The organism is Novosphingobium sp. PhB55 (assembly GCF_004368805.1).
GTDB lineage: Bacteria > Pseudomonadota > Alphaproteobacteria > Sphingomonadales > Sphingomonadaceae > Novosphingobium.
In genome coordinates this window covers 546,112-562,055 of sequence record NZ_SODQ01000001.1, presented here as the reverse complement: position 1 = coordinate 562,055, position 15,944 = coordinate 546,112, and the positions used below count along the sequence as shown (strand labels likewise).

The 15,944-nt window shown below is 64.5% G+C and carries 17 protein-coding genes; 11 read left to right on the top strand and 6 right to left on the bottom strand.

Translation table 11 applies throughout. The features are described 5' to 3' along the window. Nucleotides 1-128 precede the first annotated feature (128 nt). From cobT to EDF57_RS02650, 4 genes are all read left to right on the top strand, one after another. On the top strand, nt 129-1,955 hold the full coding sequence (gene cobT / locus EDF57_RS02665) for a cobaltochelatase subunit CobT (protein WP_134092986.1): 1,827 nt from the start codon (nt 129-131) through the stop codon (nt 1,953-1,955). Nucleotides 1,956-2,095: 140 nt separating this feature from the next. After that, nucleotides 2,096-3,547, top strand: a complete 1,452-nt coding sequence (gene cysS / locus EDF57_RS02660) for a cysteine--tRNA ligase (RefSeq protein ID WP_134092985.1) — start codon at nt 2,096-2,098, stop codon at nt 3,545-3,547. 121 nt (nt 3,548-3,668) lie between these two features. Further along, nucleotides 3,669-4,607: a D-2-hydroxyacid dehydrogenase gene (locus EDF57_RS02655; protein WP_134092984.1), complete on the top strand. Its 939-nt coding sequence runs from the start codon at nt 3,669-3,671 to the stop codon at nt 4,605-4,607. Between the two features lie 98 nt (nt 4,608-4,705). After that, a complete protein-coding gene (locus tag EDF57_RS02650; protein ID WP_134092983.1) occupies nt 4,706-6,379 on the top strand; it encodes an acetolactate synthase large subunit in 1,674 nt (557 codons plus the stop codon). A gap of 57 nt (nt 6,380-6,436) precedes the next feature. Here the strand turns inward: EDF57_RS02650 and EDF57_RS02645 are convergent, their stop codons facing one another. Together EDF57_RS02645 and EDF57_RS25925 are read right to left on the bottom strand one after the other, a co-directional pair. Next, entirely contained in the window at nt 6,437-6,832 is a 396-nt protein-coding gene (locus EDF57_RS02645; protein ID WP_243840842.1) for a hypothetical protein, read from the bottom strand. Beyond that, nucleotides 6,822-7,010 carry a hypothetical protein gene (locus tag EDF57_RS25925; RefSeq protein WP_132262999.1) on the bottom strand — a complete coding sequence of 63 codons (189 nt, stop codon included), beginning with the start codon at nt 7,008-7,010 and terminating at the stop codon, nt 6,822-6,824. Before EDF57_RS25925 ends, EDF57_RS02645 begins: the two co-directional genes overlap by 11 nt. A gap of 102 nt (nt 7,011-7,112) precedes the next feature. Here EDF57_RS25925 and EDF57_RS02635 point away from each other — a divergent pair, with 102 nt between their 5' ends. Beyond that, nucleotides 7,113-7,763, top strand: coding sequence for a LexA family transcriptional regulator (locus EDF57_RS02635; RefSeq protein ID WP_134092982.1), 651 nt, complete (start codon nt 7,113-7,115; stop codon nt 7,761-7,763). A gap of 71 nt (nt 7,764-7,834) precedes the next feature. Beyond that, entirely contained in the window at nt 7,835-8,527 is a 693-nt protein-coding gene (locus EDF57_RS02630; RefSeq protein ID WP_134092981.1) for an MBL fold metallo-hydrolase, read from the top strand. Nucleotides 8,528-8,589: 62 nt separating this feature from the next. Here the strand turns inward: EDF57_RS02630 and EDF57_RS02625 are convergent, their stop codons facing one another. After that, nucleotides 8,590-8,982, bottom strand: a complete 393-nt coding sequence (locus EDF57_RS02625) for an MAPEG family protein (protein WP_134092980.1) — start codon at nt 8,980-8,982, stop codon at nt 8,590-8,592. 161 nt (nt 8,983-9,143) lie between these two features. Here EDF57_RS02625 and rpmF point away from each other — a divergent pair, with 161 nt between their 5' ends. From rpmF to EDF57_RS02600, 5 genes are all read left to right on the top strand, one after another. Further along, nucleotides 9,144-9,323 carry a 50S ribosomal protein L32 gene (gene rpmF, locus EDF57_RS02620; RefSeq protein ID WP_132262993.1) on the top strand — a complete coding sequence of 60 codons (180 nt, stop codon included), beginning with the start codon at nt 9,144-9,146 and terminating at the stop codon, nt 9,321-9,323. Between the two features lie 27 nt (nt 9,324-9,350). Then, a complete protein-coding gene (plsX, locus tag EDF57_RS02615) occupies nt 9,351-10,412 on the top strand; it encodes a phosphate acyltransferase PlsX (protein WP_134092979.1) in 1,062 nt (353 codons plus the stop codon). Next, nucleotides 10,412-11,380: a beta-ketoacyl-ACP synthase III gene (locus tag EDF57_RS02610; RefSeq protein ID WP_132262989.1), complete on the top strand. Its 969-nt coding sequence runs from the start codon at nt 10,412-10,414 to the stop codon at nt 11,378-11,380. The genes plsX and EDF57_RS02610 overlap by 1 nt, the downstream gene beginning before the upstream one ends. 113 nt (nt 11,381-11,493) lie before the next feature. Further along, nucleotides 11,494-11,787, top strand: a complete 294-nt coding sequence (locus EDF57_RS02605; protein WP_132262987.1) for an integration host factor subunit alpha — start codon at nt 11,494-11,496, stop codon at nt 11,785-11,787. A gap of 41 nt (nt 11,788-11,828) precedes the next feature. After that, the gene (locus tag EDF57_RS02600; RefSeq protein ID WP_134092978.1) at nt 11,829-12,269 is read left to right on the top strand and encodes a MerR family transcriptional regulator; all 441 of its coding nucleotides are present in this window, start codon (nt 11,829-11,831) and stop codon (nt 12,267-12,269) included. 30 nt (nt 12,270-12,299) lie between these two features. On the opposite strand, the gene EDF57_RS02595 is transcribed toward EDF57_RS02600, so the two are convergent. The 3 genes from EDF57_RS02595 to EDF57_RS25365 form a co-directional block, all read right to left on the bottom strand. Next, on the bottom strand, nt 12,300-12,845 hold the full coding sequence (locus EDF57_RS02595; protein ID WP_134092977.1) for a histidine phosphatase family protein: 546 nt from the start codon (nt 12,843-12,845) through the stop codon (nt 12,300-12,302). 24 nt (nt 12,846-12,869) lie between these two features. Beyond that, nucleotides 12,870-15,644 carry an ATP-dependent DNA helicase gene (locus EDF57_RS02590; protein ID WP_134092976.1) on the bottom strand — a complete coding sequence of 925 codons (2,775 nt, stop codon included), beginning with the start codon at nt 15,642-15,644 and terminating at the stop codon, nt 12,870-12,872. 101 nt (nt 15,645-15,745) lie between these two features. Then, nucleotides 15,746-15,943, bottom strand: a complete 198-nt coding sequence (locus tag EDF57_RS25365) for a hypothetical protein (protein ID WP_166675154.1) — start codon at nt 15,941-15,943, stop codon at nt 15,746-15,748. Nucleotide 15,944: the final 1 nt, after the last annotated feature.

Genomic DNA, 15,944 nt, shown 5'->3' with positions numbered 1-15,944 from the left:
TGAAGCCGTTCCGGCCCGAGGTCAGGGCAGCATGGATCGTCGTCCCGGACCGCGTCCGGGACGACCTCTTGCTCCCAACCGATCCTTCCCGGCTTGCACCCGGCGGACTATGTCGCCATTGAGCGGTCATGTCCGATGAAACACCCGTCGATCGCTTCAAGCTGGCCCTGACCGGCGCTTCGCGCGCCATCGCGCAGGATGCCGAAGTCGAGGTCAACTGGACCGCCGACGCTCCAAGCTCCACCGGCCAGACGTTCCGCGTGCCGATGCCGGGCCGCTCGATTCCCCAGGCGGCCGCCATGCAGGCGCGCGGCTATGCCGACAGTTTCGCGCTCAGGCTGCGCCACCACAACGACAGGCTGCACACGCGCAATGCGCCCGCCGATCCTTCGGCCCGGGCCTGCTACGATGCGGTGGAGGCCGTGCGCTACGAGGCGCTGGGCGCCAATCACTACGAGGGCATGCGCGCCAACCTCGATGCCTCGCTGGAAGCGCGCATCGCCAGCGATCCGATCTCGCGGGCGGACAGCCCGGACGGCGTGCCGATCCCGACCGCGCTGGCGCTCATGCTGCGCGAGCGTCTGACCGGCCAGCCAGTGCCGGAATCGGCCCAGTTCGGCGTCGACATGGTCCGCCGCTGGATCGAATCGAAGGCCGGTGACGATTTCGAGGCGCTGGCCGATTCCATCGAGAACCAGAAAGCCTTCCAGAAGCTCTCGCTCGACATGCTCATGCACCTGGAGATGACCCAGGCCGAGCAGATCGAACAGCCGCCCGAAGAGTCCGAGGACATGGACGGCGACGAGGAGACCGAGGAAGACGAAACCGGCGACGAAAGCGGCAAGGAGGAGCAGTCCACCGAGATGGCTGCCGAGCCGTCGAGCGGTCAGGACGAGGGCGAGAGCGAGGCCGAGGGCGAGAACTCGGACGAGATGGAGGACGGCGAAGAGGGACAGGAAGGCGAGGAGGGCATGATGCCCGTGCGCCCGAACCGGCCCTGGACCGACATTCCCGACAGCTTCGACTATCAGGTCTTCACCGAGGCCTTCGACGAAGTGGTGGTCGCTTCCGAACTGTGCGACGACGAGGAACTGACCCGTCTGCGCGCCTACCTCGATGCCCAGCTCAAGGGGTTGCAGGGCGTGGTGACGCGCCTTGCCAACCGGCTCCAGCGCCGCCTCATGGCCCAGCAGAACCGTTCATGGGACTTTGACCAGGAAGAGGGCATGCTCGATGCCGCGCGGCTCGCCCGCGTGGTCGTCTCGCCCGGACAGTCGCTGTCCTACAAGATCGAGCGCGATGTCGAGTTCAAGGATACCATCGTCACTCTGCTGCTCGACAATTCCGGCTCGATGCGCGGTCGTCCGATCTCGATCGCGGCGATCAGCGCGGATGTGCTGGCGCGCACGCTGGAGCGCTGCGGCGTCAAAGTGGAGATCCTGGGTTTCACCACGCGCGCCTGGAAGGGCGGGCAGAGCCGCGAGTCCTGGCTGTCGAACGGGCGCCCCCAGCATCCGGGCCGCCTCAACGATCTTCGTCACATCATCTACAAGAAGGCCGACGAGCCGTGGCGCCGGGCGCGCAAGAACCTGGGCCTGATGATGCGCGAGGGCCTGCTGAAGGAAAATATCGACGGCGAGGCGCTGCTCTGGGCGCACAACCGCATGCTGGCCCGGCCTGAGGACCGGCGGATCATGATGGTGATCTCCGACGGCGCTCCGGTGGACGATTCGACGCTATCGGTGAACTCCGCAGGCTATCTCGAAGCGCACCTTCGCCGCGTGATCGAGTGGATCGAGACCAAGAGCCCGGTCCAGCTCGTCGCCATCGGCATCGGCCACGATGTGACGCGCTACTACCGCCGCGCCGTGACGATCATGGACGCCGAACAGCTCGGCGGGACCATGATCGAACAACTCGCCGGACTGTTCGAAGAGGAAAAGGGCAGGAAATGAGGGCGTCCCGGACCTGGTCCGGGACTGCCGGCCTTTCTTTGCGCCGTCGCTTGCGCGGGAGCTTCCCGCCATCGGGATCCGCTCGGCTCGGCGTCCTCAAGGATTGACCTCGCCTCGGCCAGCCGCTTATGCCGCGGCGCATGACCGAAACCCAAAGCCTGACCCTGTTCAACAGCCTTACCCGCCAGCTGGAGCCGTTCCAGCCCGTCCATGAAGGCGAGGCGCGGGTCTACAGCTGCGGGCCGACGGTCTACAACTACCCCCATATCGGCAACATGCGCGCCTATGTCTTCGCGGACATCCTCGGCCGGACGCTGAGCCACAAGGGCTACAAGCTCACGCACGTCATCAACATCACCGATGTCGGCCACCTGACTGACGACGCCGATGCCGGTGAGGACAAGATGGAGAAGATGGCGCGCACCCAGGCGCAGTCCATCTGGGACATCGCCGCCCATTACACCCAGGCCTATTGGGCCGACATCAAGGCGCTCAATATCCGTCAGCCGGCGAAGTGGTCGATCGCGACCGACTATGTGCCGCAGATGATAGAATTTGCCGAGAAGATCGCTCCAACTCACTGCTATGAATTGGAAAGTGGTCTCTATTTCGATGTTTCCACCGTGTCCGATTATGGCCGCCTGGCCCGGGCCGTCACGGACGAGGGGGAGGGGCGCATCGAGGCTGTCGCGGGCAAGCGCAATGCGGCGGACTTCGCCATATGGCGCAAGACTCCGTCGGGCGAGACGCGCCAGATGGAATGGGATTCGCCTTGGGGCAAAGGTGCTCCGGGATGGCATCTCGAATGCTCGGTGATGTCCGGCGACTTGCTCGGCTTTCCTTTCGACATCCACACCGGCGGCATCGATCACCGCGAGATCCATCACCCCAACGAAATTGCCCAGAACCAGGCATTCTGCTGCACCAACGGCCTCGACGTGGCCGCAAATTCTGGTGCCAAGGTATGGATGCACAACAATTTTCTGGTCGAACGCTCAGGCAAGATGAGCAAGAGCTCGGGTGAATTCCTGCGGCTGCAATTGCTGATCGACAAGGGCTACCACCCGCTCGGCTACCGCATGATGTGCCTGCAGGCGCATTATCGCTCGGAGCTGGAATTTTCGTGGGATGGGCTGGCCGCCGCGCTGGTTCGCCTCAAGCGCATGATCATCGTGATCGAGCGACTGGGCGACGTGGAGCCGGGCGATGCCGGCCATCCCAAGCTCGCGCCCATGCTCGAAACTTTCGAGAAGGCGGTGGGAGAGGATCTGAACACCGCCGTGGCGCTCACCGCGCTGGAAGACGTTCTGGCCGCCAAGAAAGTCGATCCCGGCGCCAAGCGGGCCGTGATCGAGGCGATGGACGCGGTGCTGGGTCTCGACTTGTTCGGCACCAGCCGCGCCGATCTTCGCCTTCGGCCCAAGGCGGCCGAGATCACCGAGGCCGAAATCGAGGGCGTCCTCGTCCAGCGCAAGGAAGCGCGCGCGCAGAAGGATTTCGCGACATCGGATGCCCTGCGCGACGCGCTGACCGCGAAGGGCGTGGACGTGATGGACGGCGATCCGCTGGGCTGGGAATGGAAGCTCGGCTGACCGCTTGAGCGGGGCGGGACCGGTCTTGCAGTAAGCGCGGGCCAGGCCCCCTTGTCATCCCTGCTGGCCATCCCGATCAAGGTGCAAAGGCCTGAAATAGGCCGCCAATCGGAGTTCGTCCATGACCGCCGCCGTGATCAACGCCAAGTCGCGTGCCCTTCTTGAAGGGCGCTTGCCCGAGGGCGTGGAGCCGCTCTGGTTCGAAAGCGATGCGCAGCTGCTGCAACTGGCACCGCGCGCGGAGATCGCCTGGCTCGATCCCGTATCGCCTGCCATCGCGGCCGAGTTCATTGCCGCTGCAGACAAGCTGACCTGGTACACGGCGCTGTCGTCTGGGGTCGACTGGCTGCCCCTGACGCTCCTGGCGGAGCGCGGCGTCCAGCTTACCAACGGTTCGGGCATTCATGCGCAGTCGGTGGCCGAATATGCGGTGATGGGGATGCTGACGGTCGCCAAGGGCTGGCGCGAGGTGGTGCGGGCGCAAGATCGGCACCAGTGGCTGGCCCAGCCGCCCGGCAAGCGCGAACTGCTGGATTCGAAAGTCCTGGTGGTCGGCGCCGGCGAGATCGGCGGCCGGATAGCCGAACTCCTGCGCGTGTTCGGTGCGGACGTGACGGGCGTGCGCCGCCGTCCGGGACCGGGCGACCTGGCATCGGATGCTTGGCGCGCGGAACTCGGCCGATTCGAGTGGGTCATCGCCGTCGTGCCCTCGACCCCGGAAACCCAGCGCATGTTCGGTGAGGCGGAGTTCTCTGCGATGAAGCCCGGCGCCGTCTTCCTCAACTTCGCGCGCGGGACGGTGATCGACCAGGACGCCCTGCTGGCCGCCATCGACTCGGGCCATCTGGGCGGCGCTTTCCTCGACGTGACGGAGCCCGAGCCGCTTCCGGCCGACCATCCGCTCTGGTCGCGCGAAAATATCCATATTTCGATGCACCTTGCCGGCCGGGCGCAGGACACCCTGTATGAGCGCGGATCTGCGCGATTTCTCGCCAATCTCCAGCACTTCGTGCGCGGCGAGCCCTTGGAGCATGTCGTCGATCTGTCGCGGGGTTATTGACCGGCCACTACTTTGGCCAGATGCCCGGCGTTGAATTCTTTGCCACATGCCCTGACACTACGACCTGAAATTCGGGATCAAGCGGAGGGAAGATGCACATGGCAGAGAGCGACAAGCGCAAGGCGTCCGATCTATTCATCGAATGCCTGGAAGCGGAGGGCGTAGAATATATCTTCGGCGTTCCGGGTGAGGAGAACCTCGATTTCCTCGATTCGCTCTCGCGGTCCAAACAGATCCGGCTGATTCTCACCCGGCACGAGCAAGGGGCGGGCTTCATGGCGGCCACTTATGGCCGCCATACCGGGAAAGTGGGCGTCTGCCTCTCCACACTCGGCCCGGGCGCGACCAATTTCGTGACCGCCGCGGCTTATGCGACGCTTGGCGGCATGCCGATGCTGATGATTACCGGGCAAAAGCCGATCAAGAAATCGAAGCAGGGGCGCTTCCAGATCCTCGATGTCGTTTCGATGATGCAGCCCATCACCAAGTACGCGCACCAGATGGCCAGTTCGGACAATATCCCGAGCCGCGTCCGCGAGGCGTTCCGCATCGCCGAGGAAGAGAAGCCCGGCGCCACCCATGTCGAACTGCCCGAGGACATTGCCGACGAATATACCGATTCGCGCCCGATTCCGCGCTCGACGGTGAGGCGGCCAACAGCTGACGCGAAGTCGATCGCACAGGCGGTGGAGGCCCTGCAGAAGGCGAAGCGCCCGGTGCTGGTGATCGGTGCAGGCGCCAACCGCAAGATGACCAGCAAGATGCTGGGCGAATTCGTCGAGAAGACCGGAATTCCTTTCCTCACCACCCAGCTCGGCAAAGGCGTGATCGACGAGCGCCATCCGCGCTTCCTGGGCTGCGCGGCGCTGTCCTCGGGCGATTTCGTTCACCGTGCGATCGAGGACGCCGACTGCATCGTCAATATCGGCCACGACGTGATCGAAAAACCGCCGTTCTTCATGCATAACGACGGCACGCGAAACGACCGCGTGGTGATCCACGTCTCGACCAAGACCGCGGAAGTCGATCCGGTCTATTTCCCGCATATCGAGGTGATCGGCGATATCGCCAACGCCGTATGGCAGATCAAGGAAGCCATCGCGCCTTCGGCGAAATGGAACTTCGATGCGATGCTCGGCTATCGCCAGGCCGAAGTGGAGCATACCGAAAGGCTGGCTGCCGACGAGCGCTTCCCGATCTTCCCGCCGCATCTCGTGAAGCAGGTTCGCAGCGCCTTGCCTGACGACGCGATCGTCTGCCTCGACAACGGCGTCTACAAATTGTGGTTTGCTCGCGGCTATTGCGCGTCCAAGCCCAATACCGTGCTGCTAGACAATGCGCTGGCATCGATGGGGGCAGGGCTGCCGTCTGCCATGGCCAGCGCGATGGTCTATCCGCACCGCAAGATTTTCGCGGTCTGCGGCGACGGCGGCTTCATGATGAACAGCCAGGAAATGGAAACGGCGGTTCGCCTGGGCCTCAACCTCACCGTGCTGATCCTGAACGACAATGCCTATGGCATGATTCGCTGGAAGCAGGCCAACATGGGCTTTGCCGATTTCGGGCTGACTTACGGCAACCCCGACTTCGTGAAATATGCAGAGAGCTATGGCGCCAGCGGCCACAGGGTGGAGAGCGCGGCTCATCTCAAGACACTGCTGGCCCACTGCCGCGATACACCGGGCGTCCATGTGATAGATTGCCCCGTCGACTATTCGGAAAACGATCGCATCCTGAACAGCGAGATCAGGGAGCTTTCGCTGGCCCTCTGAATGAAAACGGGAAGGCAGGGCGCGCGCCTGCCTTCCCGCAGCGTGGCTTTTTCCCGATCAGCAGTCTTCGAGCAGCAGAAGTTCGATCTCCACGGTCAGGCTGGGCGGCGGACCTGCCCGGTGGTCGGCTTCGGTCACCACCGCGTCCGCCACGAGGTGGCCGGAAATGGTGAATTCATGGTCGGGCAGAGCCGCGATCAGATTCTCTCCGTCCTCGATGGCGTGCTCGCCCGCGAAAGTCAGTGCCACCGTATGGCGAGAGCCGGCGAAAGTGGCGCTTGTCCAGGGGCGTTCGGCGTGGCGCAGGAACTCGGCGCGGGAACCGGCGAGTTTGAGCAGGGCCGCAATCAAGGGCAGCCATGGTCCGCGCGCCGCACAGCGCTGCGCACCGTCGCCCAGGGCCTGTCGAGCCGATGCGAGCATCGCGCGGTCATGGGCAAAATTAACGTGCATGTGGGCTCTCCAGGTAAGTCGTCATGAAAAGTCGGATGCGTGCCGCGGTCCCGGCGCGGGGCCGGCGCCCGTTGCGCAAATCGCCGACGAATCGCGGATCGTGTGCAGCGAGGCGCCCGAACTTGGTCCACGGCATCCGGGTGAGGCGCAGGAAGCGCTCTATCTGGCGTAAAAGCATGGAACCGTGTGCTCCGGTGAGTGGGATTCGCGACTCGTGTTCCTAATATGTTCCAACCGAATGGGGCTTGTCTAGGAAATTTCCTACGACTAGGATTACATTATGGAAAACGCCGAAATTCGCCGCCGTTTGCTGGAACTTGCCGAGGAACGCGGTGCGAGCCTCTCATCCCTGTCGCGAATGATCGGAAAAAATACCACTTATCTTCAGCAATTTATAAGAAAGGGTAGCCCGAGGAAGCTGGAGGAGGGGGATCGCGGCCAGCTTGCACGGTTCTTCGGAGTGGACGAATCGGAATTCGGGAAATCGAAGGAAAAATCCTACGTAAACGACAAAAATTCCTACGCCGATGACTGGGTGGATGTTCCGCGTCTTTCCATCGGTGCCTCCGCAGGGCCGGGCGCTTTGCCGGACGGGGAGGACGTGTTCGGAACGATCCGCTTCTCGCCCCGCTGGCTGCGTTCGATGGGGCTGCGCCCGGAAATGCTCTCGGCCATCGTGGTCAGCGGCGATTCGATGGAGCCGGTGCTGCGCGATGGCGACGAGATCCTCGTGGACCGCGACTGGCGGCCGCTGCGGGACGGCATCCATGTCGTCCGACTCGACGATACGGTGCTGGTGAAGCGACTGGAGGCCGGGCGGGCCGGACGCATCGCCTTGTTGAGCGATAACCCGGCCTATCGGCCCATCGAATGCGATCTCCAGGAAATCGAGGTGATCGGACGCGTCGTGTGGAAGGGCGGGCGAATCTAAACGTCTCGCAGGCCTGCCGGGGAGGGGGCGCAAGGTTGCATTCCTCCCGGCTTGCGGCCATTTCCGCAGCCATGACCCAAACCAGCGAGAAGCCTCAGGAACAGTCGATGCGTGTCGGCATCATTCCCGTCACGCCGCTCCAGCAGAACTGTTCACTGCTGTGGTGCACCAGGACCATGCGCGGTGCCTTCGTCGATCCGGGAGGGGACCTTCCCAAGCTGCGGCAGGCTCTGGAAAAGACCGGGGTGACGCTGGAGAAGATACTCGTCACCCATGGCCATCTCGATCACTGCGGCATGGCGGGAATCTTCGCGAAGGAAATGGGCGTCCCGATCGAGGGGCCTCACGAAGAGGATCGGTTCTGGATATCCAAACTGGACGACGACGGTCCGCGCTGGAACATGGAAGCCGAGACGTTCGAGCCCGATCGCTGGCTCGAAGACGGTGACAGGGTGACCGTGGGCGAGCTGGAACTGGATGTCGTCCATTGCCCGGGGCACACGCCGGGGCACATCGTGTTCCATCATGCACCCAGCAAGTTCGCGATGGTGGGAGACGTGCTGTTCAAGGGCGGCATCGGCCGATGGGACTTCCCGCGCGGCAATCTTCAGGATCTGGTCGAATCGATCACCGCGAAGCTCTGGCCGTTGGGGGACGAAGTGACGTTCGTCCCGGGCCACGGACCTGTCAGCACGTTCGGAGACGAGCGGGCGAGCAATCCCTATGTCGGCGACGCGGCGCTGGAGCACGGCTTGCCGGGCTGAGGGCTGTGCCATTTCTCACGCTATTAGTAGGAGGGCGGTGCCGGTGCACCGCCCTTTTCGTTTTAGAACCACCCCAGGGCGATCAGCACGGCCACGGCGGACAGTCCGGCCAACGTCAGCACGGTCACGAGAACGCCGACCATGCGCAGCGGGTTGGGCCTGTCGATGTCCATGCCCAGGCCATGGGATACGCGGCCCAGCATGAAGAGCGAGCCGATGATGGCCAGCCAGATGCCGCCCTTTCCGGTCATTTCGATCGCTGCGGCCAGGATCAGCACGAAAGGCGTGCTTTCCACGAAATTGAGCTGGGCCCGCATGCGCCGCGCGAGAGGATCGTGGCCTCCGTCGCCGAACAGCACCTTTTCCCGCATGCGCATCTGGCCGATACGCGCTATATGCCAGAAGGTAATCACGCCGGCCGCGGCCGCGAGGCACAAAGTTGTCTGCAGAATCATGGTTCGAATTCCCCCTAGGTGGATTTCACGTTCATGCTGCGGGGAGGAACGGGTTGCAACTCGTGCGAAATCGGTTATAGGCGCGCCTTCGCAAGCCGCCGGTCCGCGAACACGGTTTCCGGCGGCCTTTTTGACATTCAATTCCAGGAACAGGTGCCGAAATGGCTGTCCCTAAAAGAAAAACGTCCCCGTCCCGCCGGGGCATGCGCCGCAGCCACGATGCTCTGCAGGTCGAAGCATTCCACGAATGCCCGAACTGCGGCGAACTGAAGCGCCCGCACAACCTCTGCAACGCTTGCGGCCACTACAACGGTCGTGAGATCGTCGCGGTCGAAGCTTAAGACCAAGACGATTTTCGGAGGTTGCCCATGAGTTTGCCGCGTATCGCTGTCGATGCGATGGGCGGCGACGAGGGCGTGCGCGTCATGATTGAAGGCGCTGCTCTCGCGCGCCGTCGTCACGATCGCTTCAAGTTCCTGTTGGTCGGTGACGAGCCGCGGATCAAGGCCGCGCTCGAAAGCCATCCGAATCTCAGGGCAAGTTCCGAGATATTGCACACTGAAGGCGTCATCAGTGGCGAGGATAAGCCCAGCCAGGCATTGCGCCGGGCCAAGGGCACCTCGATGGGACGCGCTATCGAGGCGGTGAAGGTGGGTGACGCCGGAGCCGCCGTCAGTGCCGGCAATACCGGCGCTTTGATGGCGATTTCCAAGCTCGCGTTGCGCACGATGCCCGGCATCGATCGCCCGGCGCTGGCTGCCCTGCTGCCGACTCTGGAAGATCATGACCTGGTCATGCTCGACCTCGGCGCCAATGCCGAGTGCGATGCGCGCAATCTCGTGCAGTTCGCGATCATGGGCGCTGCCTATGCCCGCGTCGCCACGGGCCGCGAGCACCCGCGCGTGCGCCTGCTGAACATCGGCACCGAGGAAACCAAGGGCACCGAAGACTTGCGCGACGCTGCGGCGATGCTCAAGGCCTCGGCCGCCGACCTGTCGATCTCGTTCGACGGTTTCACCGAAGCCGACAAGCTTGGCCGCGGGGACATGGATGTCGTCGTGACCGACGGTTTTTCGGGCAATGTCGCGCTCAAGGCTGTCGAAGGCACGGCGCGCTTCGTGGCAGACCTGCTGCGTCGCGGCTTTTCGAGTTCGCTGCGCTCGAAGATCGGTTTCCTGATCTCGAAGCCGGCCACCGAGCTGCTCAAGCATCACCTCGATCCCAACAATCATAACGGCGCGGTTTTCCTGGGCCTCAACGGCATCGTGGTGAAAAGCCATGGCGGTGCGAACGCCGCAGGCGTTGCCAATGCCGTGGCGGTTACCGCGCGCCTCCTGGAGGAAAACGTGACCGAGCGGATTTCCGCGGACCTTGCCCGTCTGGGCGGGACGTCCCTGCGCAAGCCTCGCGTCCAGGAAGAGAGTGCCTGATGATTCGTTCGGTTCTCGTCGGTACGGGTTCGGCCCTGCCGCGACGCGCGGTCAGCAATGCCGAACTCGCCGAGCGCGTCGACACGAGCGACGAATGGATCGTCGAGCGTACTGGCATTTCCAATCGCCATATCGCCGCGCCCGACGAAACGACCTCGAGCCTGGCGACCGATGCGGCCCGCAAGGCCATCGAGGCGGCTGGCTTCGAAGCTTCGTCGATCGACCTGATCGTGCTGGCCACGGCCACCCCTGACCAGACGTTCCCGGCCACGGCCACGATCGTCCAGAACAACCTCGGCTGCCGCGGCGGAATCGCTTTCGACGTCGCCGCCGTCTGCTCCGGTTTCCTCTACGCAGTGGGCGTTGCCGATTCGATGCTCCGCACCGGCATGGCCAAGCGGGCACTCGTCATCGGTTCGGAAACCTTCAGCCGCATTCTCGACTGGGAAGATCGCACCACTTGCGTTCTTTTCGGAGACGGCGCCGGGGCGATCGTTCTCGAAGCGCAGGAGCAGGGCGAAGAGGGTTCGCGCGGTATCCTGGCGACGCGGCTTCATGCCGATGGCGCGCACAACGAACTGCTCTATGTCGATGGCGGTCCCTCGACGACCGGCACCGTGGGCAAGTTGCGCATGAAGGGCCGTGAGGTCTTCCGGCATGCTGTCGTGAACCTGGCCGAAGTTCTCAAGGAAGTCCTTGAGGAAACGGGACATTCTCCTTCCGATATCGATTGGCTGGTGCCGCACCAGGCCAATGCCCGCATCCTCGATGCGACGGCGCGCAAGCTCAATCTGCCGGCCGAAAAGGTCGTGATGACGGTGGGCCAGCACGCCAATACTTCGGCTGCCTCGGTGCCTCTGGCGCTCGACCAGGCCGTTCGCGACGGCCGCATCGTGCAGGGCGATCTCGTCGTCCTTGAAGCGATGGGCGGCGGTTTCACCTGGGGCGCAAGCGTCGTTCGGATCTGATTCGGTGCTCCGTTATGGAGGATCGGGTGAACTGATGTGGGGGAGCATTGCTTTTCCCGCATTTTTTCATAATATTGTCCGGGGGGTTGTCGCACGGAGGGGATGCGGGACTTATGCGCTCCACGGACACATTGACGAGGGCCGAAATCGCTGAAGCCATCCACAGGAAGCTGGGATTGTCCAGATCCGAGTCGCTTGCGATGGTCGAAGCTATACTGCAGCATATGTCGGAAGCCCTTTCGGAGGGCGAAAATGTCAAGATTTCCGGGTTCGGGACTTTCCTGCTTCGCGACAAAGGCGAACGGATCGGCCGCAATCCGAAAACCGGCGTGGAGGTGCCGATTACGCCTCGCCGGGTCATGACATTCCGGGCCAGTCAGATGCTGAAGGACCGCATTACCGACTGATCCGGTTCCGGCATCACGTTGGTTATACGGAGAATTCTGCCATGACTGCGATCGAAGCGAACCGTCCGGAAGCGACCATCGTCAATGATGGAGCGTCCGGGGCGGGGGTCTTCAACGACGGCAAGGCGCACGATGCGCTGCGCACGATCGGTGAAGTGACGAAGGCATTGGGCATTCGCCAGCATGTCCTGCGTTACTGGGAAGAGCAGTTTCCTGCCCTTCAGCCGATCAAGCGCAGCGGCAATCGTCGTTATTACCGGCCGGAAGACGTCCTGCTGATCGCCGAGATCGACCGACTGGTCAATCGCGAGGGCTATACCTTGCGCGGCGCGCGCATGGCTCTTGAGGAGCCGGCATCGGCGGAGACCGGCTCGGAGAGCGATCGACTCGCGGAGGCGGCGCCTGCAGGCGCGTCCGATTCCTTCATTCAGGAACTGCTCGGAATTCGCCTTCGACTGGCACGGGCGCTGGCCGCGGCCTGACAGGGCCGAGGCGGTACGCCGAGTTCCGGCTTAATCCAGCGCGCTGGGCCCCAGTTCGGGATCGAGGTCGCGTGGACGGGTGAGATGCACCAGCCGGCCTGTGCCTTCGGCGATCTCGTCCCAGGCTTCGATGTCCAGTTCCACCACGGCATAAGCGGCGGTGGGAAATTTTTCCTCGACCACATCGCGCATCGGGCTGCTGCCGTCGTCTGGCACGAGATCGAAGATCAGGTCTTCGAGGCCCGGATTGTGCCCTATCAGCATGATCGAGCGCGGATCGCCCGCCTGTTCGCGCAAAAGGTCGATCAAGGTGGCGGAACTGGCAAGGTAGATCCGTCGATCCCAGGTGATCGGCGGCATTTCGCCCGCGGCTTCTCCGGCCAATTCGATGGTCTGGGTGACGCGAACGGCGGGGGAGGCGAGGATGCGCTTCCAGCCCACGGCGTGGTCGCGGATGTGCAGGCCGATCAGGGCGGCGCCCTTGCGGCCGCGCCCGTTGAGCGGGCGGTCGAAGTCCCGGAGGCGGGCATCGTGCCAGTCCGATTTGGCGTGTCTTAGGATTCCGAGGGTTTTCATCGAGGCTTTCGGTTCGCTGATCGGTCAAATGGGCGGTTGGCTGGGCGGGGCTTCGGCGGTGCCGGCTGCCTCGTCTGGCTTTTCGCTCCCCCTGGAACTGCTCCCTGCTGAACTGTTCTCTCCTGAACCATTCCAGCTCACGCGTTGCAAGGCTTCCTCCAGCGAAATGCGAAGCACCGGTGTGCCGGCCGGGAAGGCGCTGAGCAGCCGCGAGGGGAATGCCGAAGACAGTACCACGAAGTGCCCGCGGTCGCCGCGGCTGCGGATGAGCCGGCCGAAAGCCTGGGCCAGCTTGGCGCGGATCAGGCTGTCGTCATAGGAGGAGCCGCCGCCGGCCAGCCGGCGCGCGCGGTGCAGGATGGTCGGGCGCGGCCAGGGAACCTGTTCCATGATGACCAGTCGCAGCGATTCGCCGGGAACGTCCACTCCGTCGCGCAGGGCATCGGTGCCCAGCAGCGAGGCAGCCGGATCGTCGCGGAAGATGTCCACCAGGGTGCCGGTGTCGATCGGATCGACGTGCTGCGCATAGAGCGGCAGGCCCGCGCGGGCGAGTCGATCGGCGATGCGGCCGTAGACCGCGCGCAGGCGCCGGATCGCCGTGAACAATCCGAGCACGCCGCCGCCTGCCGATTCGATCAGCCGCGCATAGGCCCCGGCCAGCGCCGGAATATCGCCGCGCGGGATATCGTTGACGATCAGCACTTCGGCCTGGGCGGCATAGTCGAACGGGCTGAGATGCTCCGAAAGCCGGGGCGCCACTTCGATATGGGCGGCACCGGAACGGGCGATGGCCTTGTCCCAACTCTCGCCGTCGCGCAGCGTCGCCGAAGTCATGACGACGCCGTGGGCGGGTTCCAGCACGACGCTGGCGAAGGGTTTCATCGGGTCCAGCCAATGGCGATGAATGCCGACGTCGTATTCGCGCGCCTCGGAACGATCGAGGGCGAGCCAATCGACGAATTCGGGATCGGCGGGTCCATTGAGGCGGCCCAGCATGGATTCCCAGGCGAGCAGCAAGTCGACGCGCCAGGACAGGGACTGGCGCGCGCCTTCGATCCGCGCGCGGCCCTGGCCGTCCAGCCAGTCAGGTCCGTCCTCCAGCAGGGCTTCAAGGCGCAGGCCTAGCCGGACGAGGGGCTGGCGCAGTTCGCCAAGCGCCTCGCGCGCTGCCTCGGTCACTTCCGCAAAGGCGCCCTCCAGCCCCGCCGCTTCGGTTTCGAGGCCGTAGCCGGCCTCCTGTCCGCCGCTTTCGTCGCGCGCGTAGACGGTGGCGCGTACCGCTGCGAGCAGTTCCTCGATCGGACCGGAAGGCTCACCTTCGGTCAGGCGCTGCATCCAGCCGTCGCCGGGAAGCGCTTCGGCGGCGGCGCGCGCGGCCTCGATCGCCTTGGCGCCGGCTTCATCATAGCTGGCGACATCGGCGAGCCGGGCGGAGAGGCCGCGCCGTCTGCCGCGCGAGGCTTTCTCGGGGCCGATCACCCAGCGGCGCAGTTCGATGGCCTCGCTGCCGGTGAGGGCTGCCGCGAAAGTCGAGTCGGCGGCGTCGAAGACGTGATGGCCTTCGTCGAAGACGATGCGCGTGGGACGCGCGGCGTGATCGCGCCCGCGCGCGGCGTTGATCATGACCAGCGCGTGGTTGCCGATCACCAGGTCCGCCCCGGCGCTGGCGCGCGCGGCGCGCTCGATGAAGCATTTGCGATAATGCGGGCAGCCCGCATAGACGCATTCCCCGCGGCGGTCGGTGAGCGCGGTGATGCCGCGTTGGCGGAACAGCGTGCCGAGCCAGCCCGGCAGGTCGCCGCCGATCATGTCGCCGTCCTGGGTATAGGCGGCCCAGCGCGCCACGAGCTGCGCGAGAATCGCCGCGCGGCCGGCGAAACCGCCTTGCAGCGCATCTTCCAGATTGAGCAGGCAGAGGTAGTTCTCGCGCCCCTTGCGCACGACGACGGGCCGCGAGCCGTCCGCGCGCCGGTCCGGCCAGGCGCGGCGGCTTTCCTTGCGAAGTTGGCGCTGCAGGGCCTTGGTATAAGTGGAAACCCAAGTGGTGCCGCCCGACAAGCCGCTCCAGAGCGAAGCCGGCGCGAGATAGCCGAGCGTCTTGCCGATGCCGGTTCCGGCCTGGGCCAGGAGGACGTGCGGGCGGCCCGAGGACTGGCGCGGGGCGAAGGCGGCGGCGGCCTCGGCAGCATAGGCCTGCTGGGTCGGTCTCTGCTCTGCGTCGCTGCCGGTCAGCTCCGCAAGGCGTTGCAGCACTTCGCCGCGTTCCAGCGTGACTTGCCGGGGCTGGGGCAGTTCCGGGCTCTCCTCCCATTCGGGCAGGCGCGTGAAGAGCCAGCGTTCGGCGCGCTCGGGCCGGGCGACACGCGGGTTGAGCAGGGTAGCCCAGGGCCAGCGCATGCGGGTGAGCGATTGCAGTGCGGTCCAGGCGCCTTCGCGCTCGGGCCAGTCGGGACTCTCGCAAATGTCGAGCAGGGCGCCGGCCGCTTCCTGAAGCAGGCGCGGCACGTCGGCATCGTCCTTCGGTTCTTCGAGGTCAAGCGCATGGGCAAGGCCCTTGGGCGTCGGCACCACGAACCGGGCCGGGTGCATGAAGGCGTAGAGTTCCAGCAGGTCGAGCCCCGAGAGATCGGGATAGCCGAGACGCGTGGCGATGAGTGGAGCGTTGAGGATCAGCAGCGGCGTGTCCGCCGCCGACATGACCGCCTCGCCCTTGGAAACGGGACGCGTTCTGCCGGCTCCGTCGCGCATCCAGGAACCGCCATGGCTGGCGTGAAGGGCGGGGAGGGGCAGGGCGGCCATGGTGATCGTCTTAGGCAAGCCGCGGACAAAAGGGAAACCTCTGAACCCGCCTCGCGGTCGAAAACCCGGCGCTCCAGCAGAAAAATACATCAAGATACATTTTAGCGCCTTGCGAAGATTGATTTAAGATATATCTTGTGGCCATCATGAGAAACAAGAGAGATGAAATGAGAAACATCAACAATCCTTACGGACATGGCGGCTTCGGCCGTGATCGCGGCATGCGCGATGGCATGGAACACGACATGGAGCGGGGCGGCGGCCGATGCGGCCATCGCGCTCATCGCGGTCATCGCCATG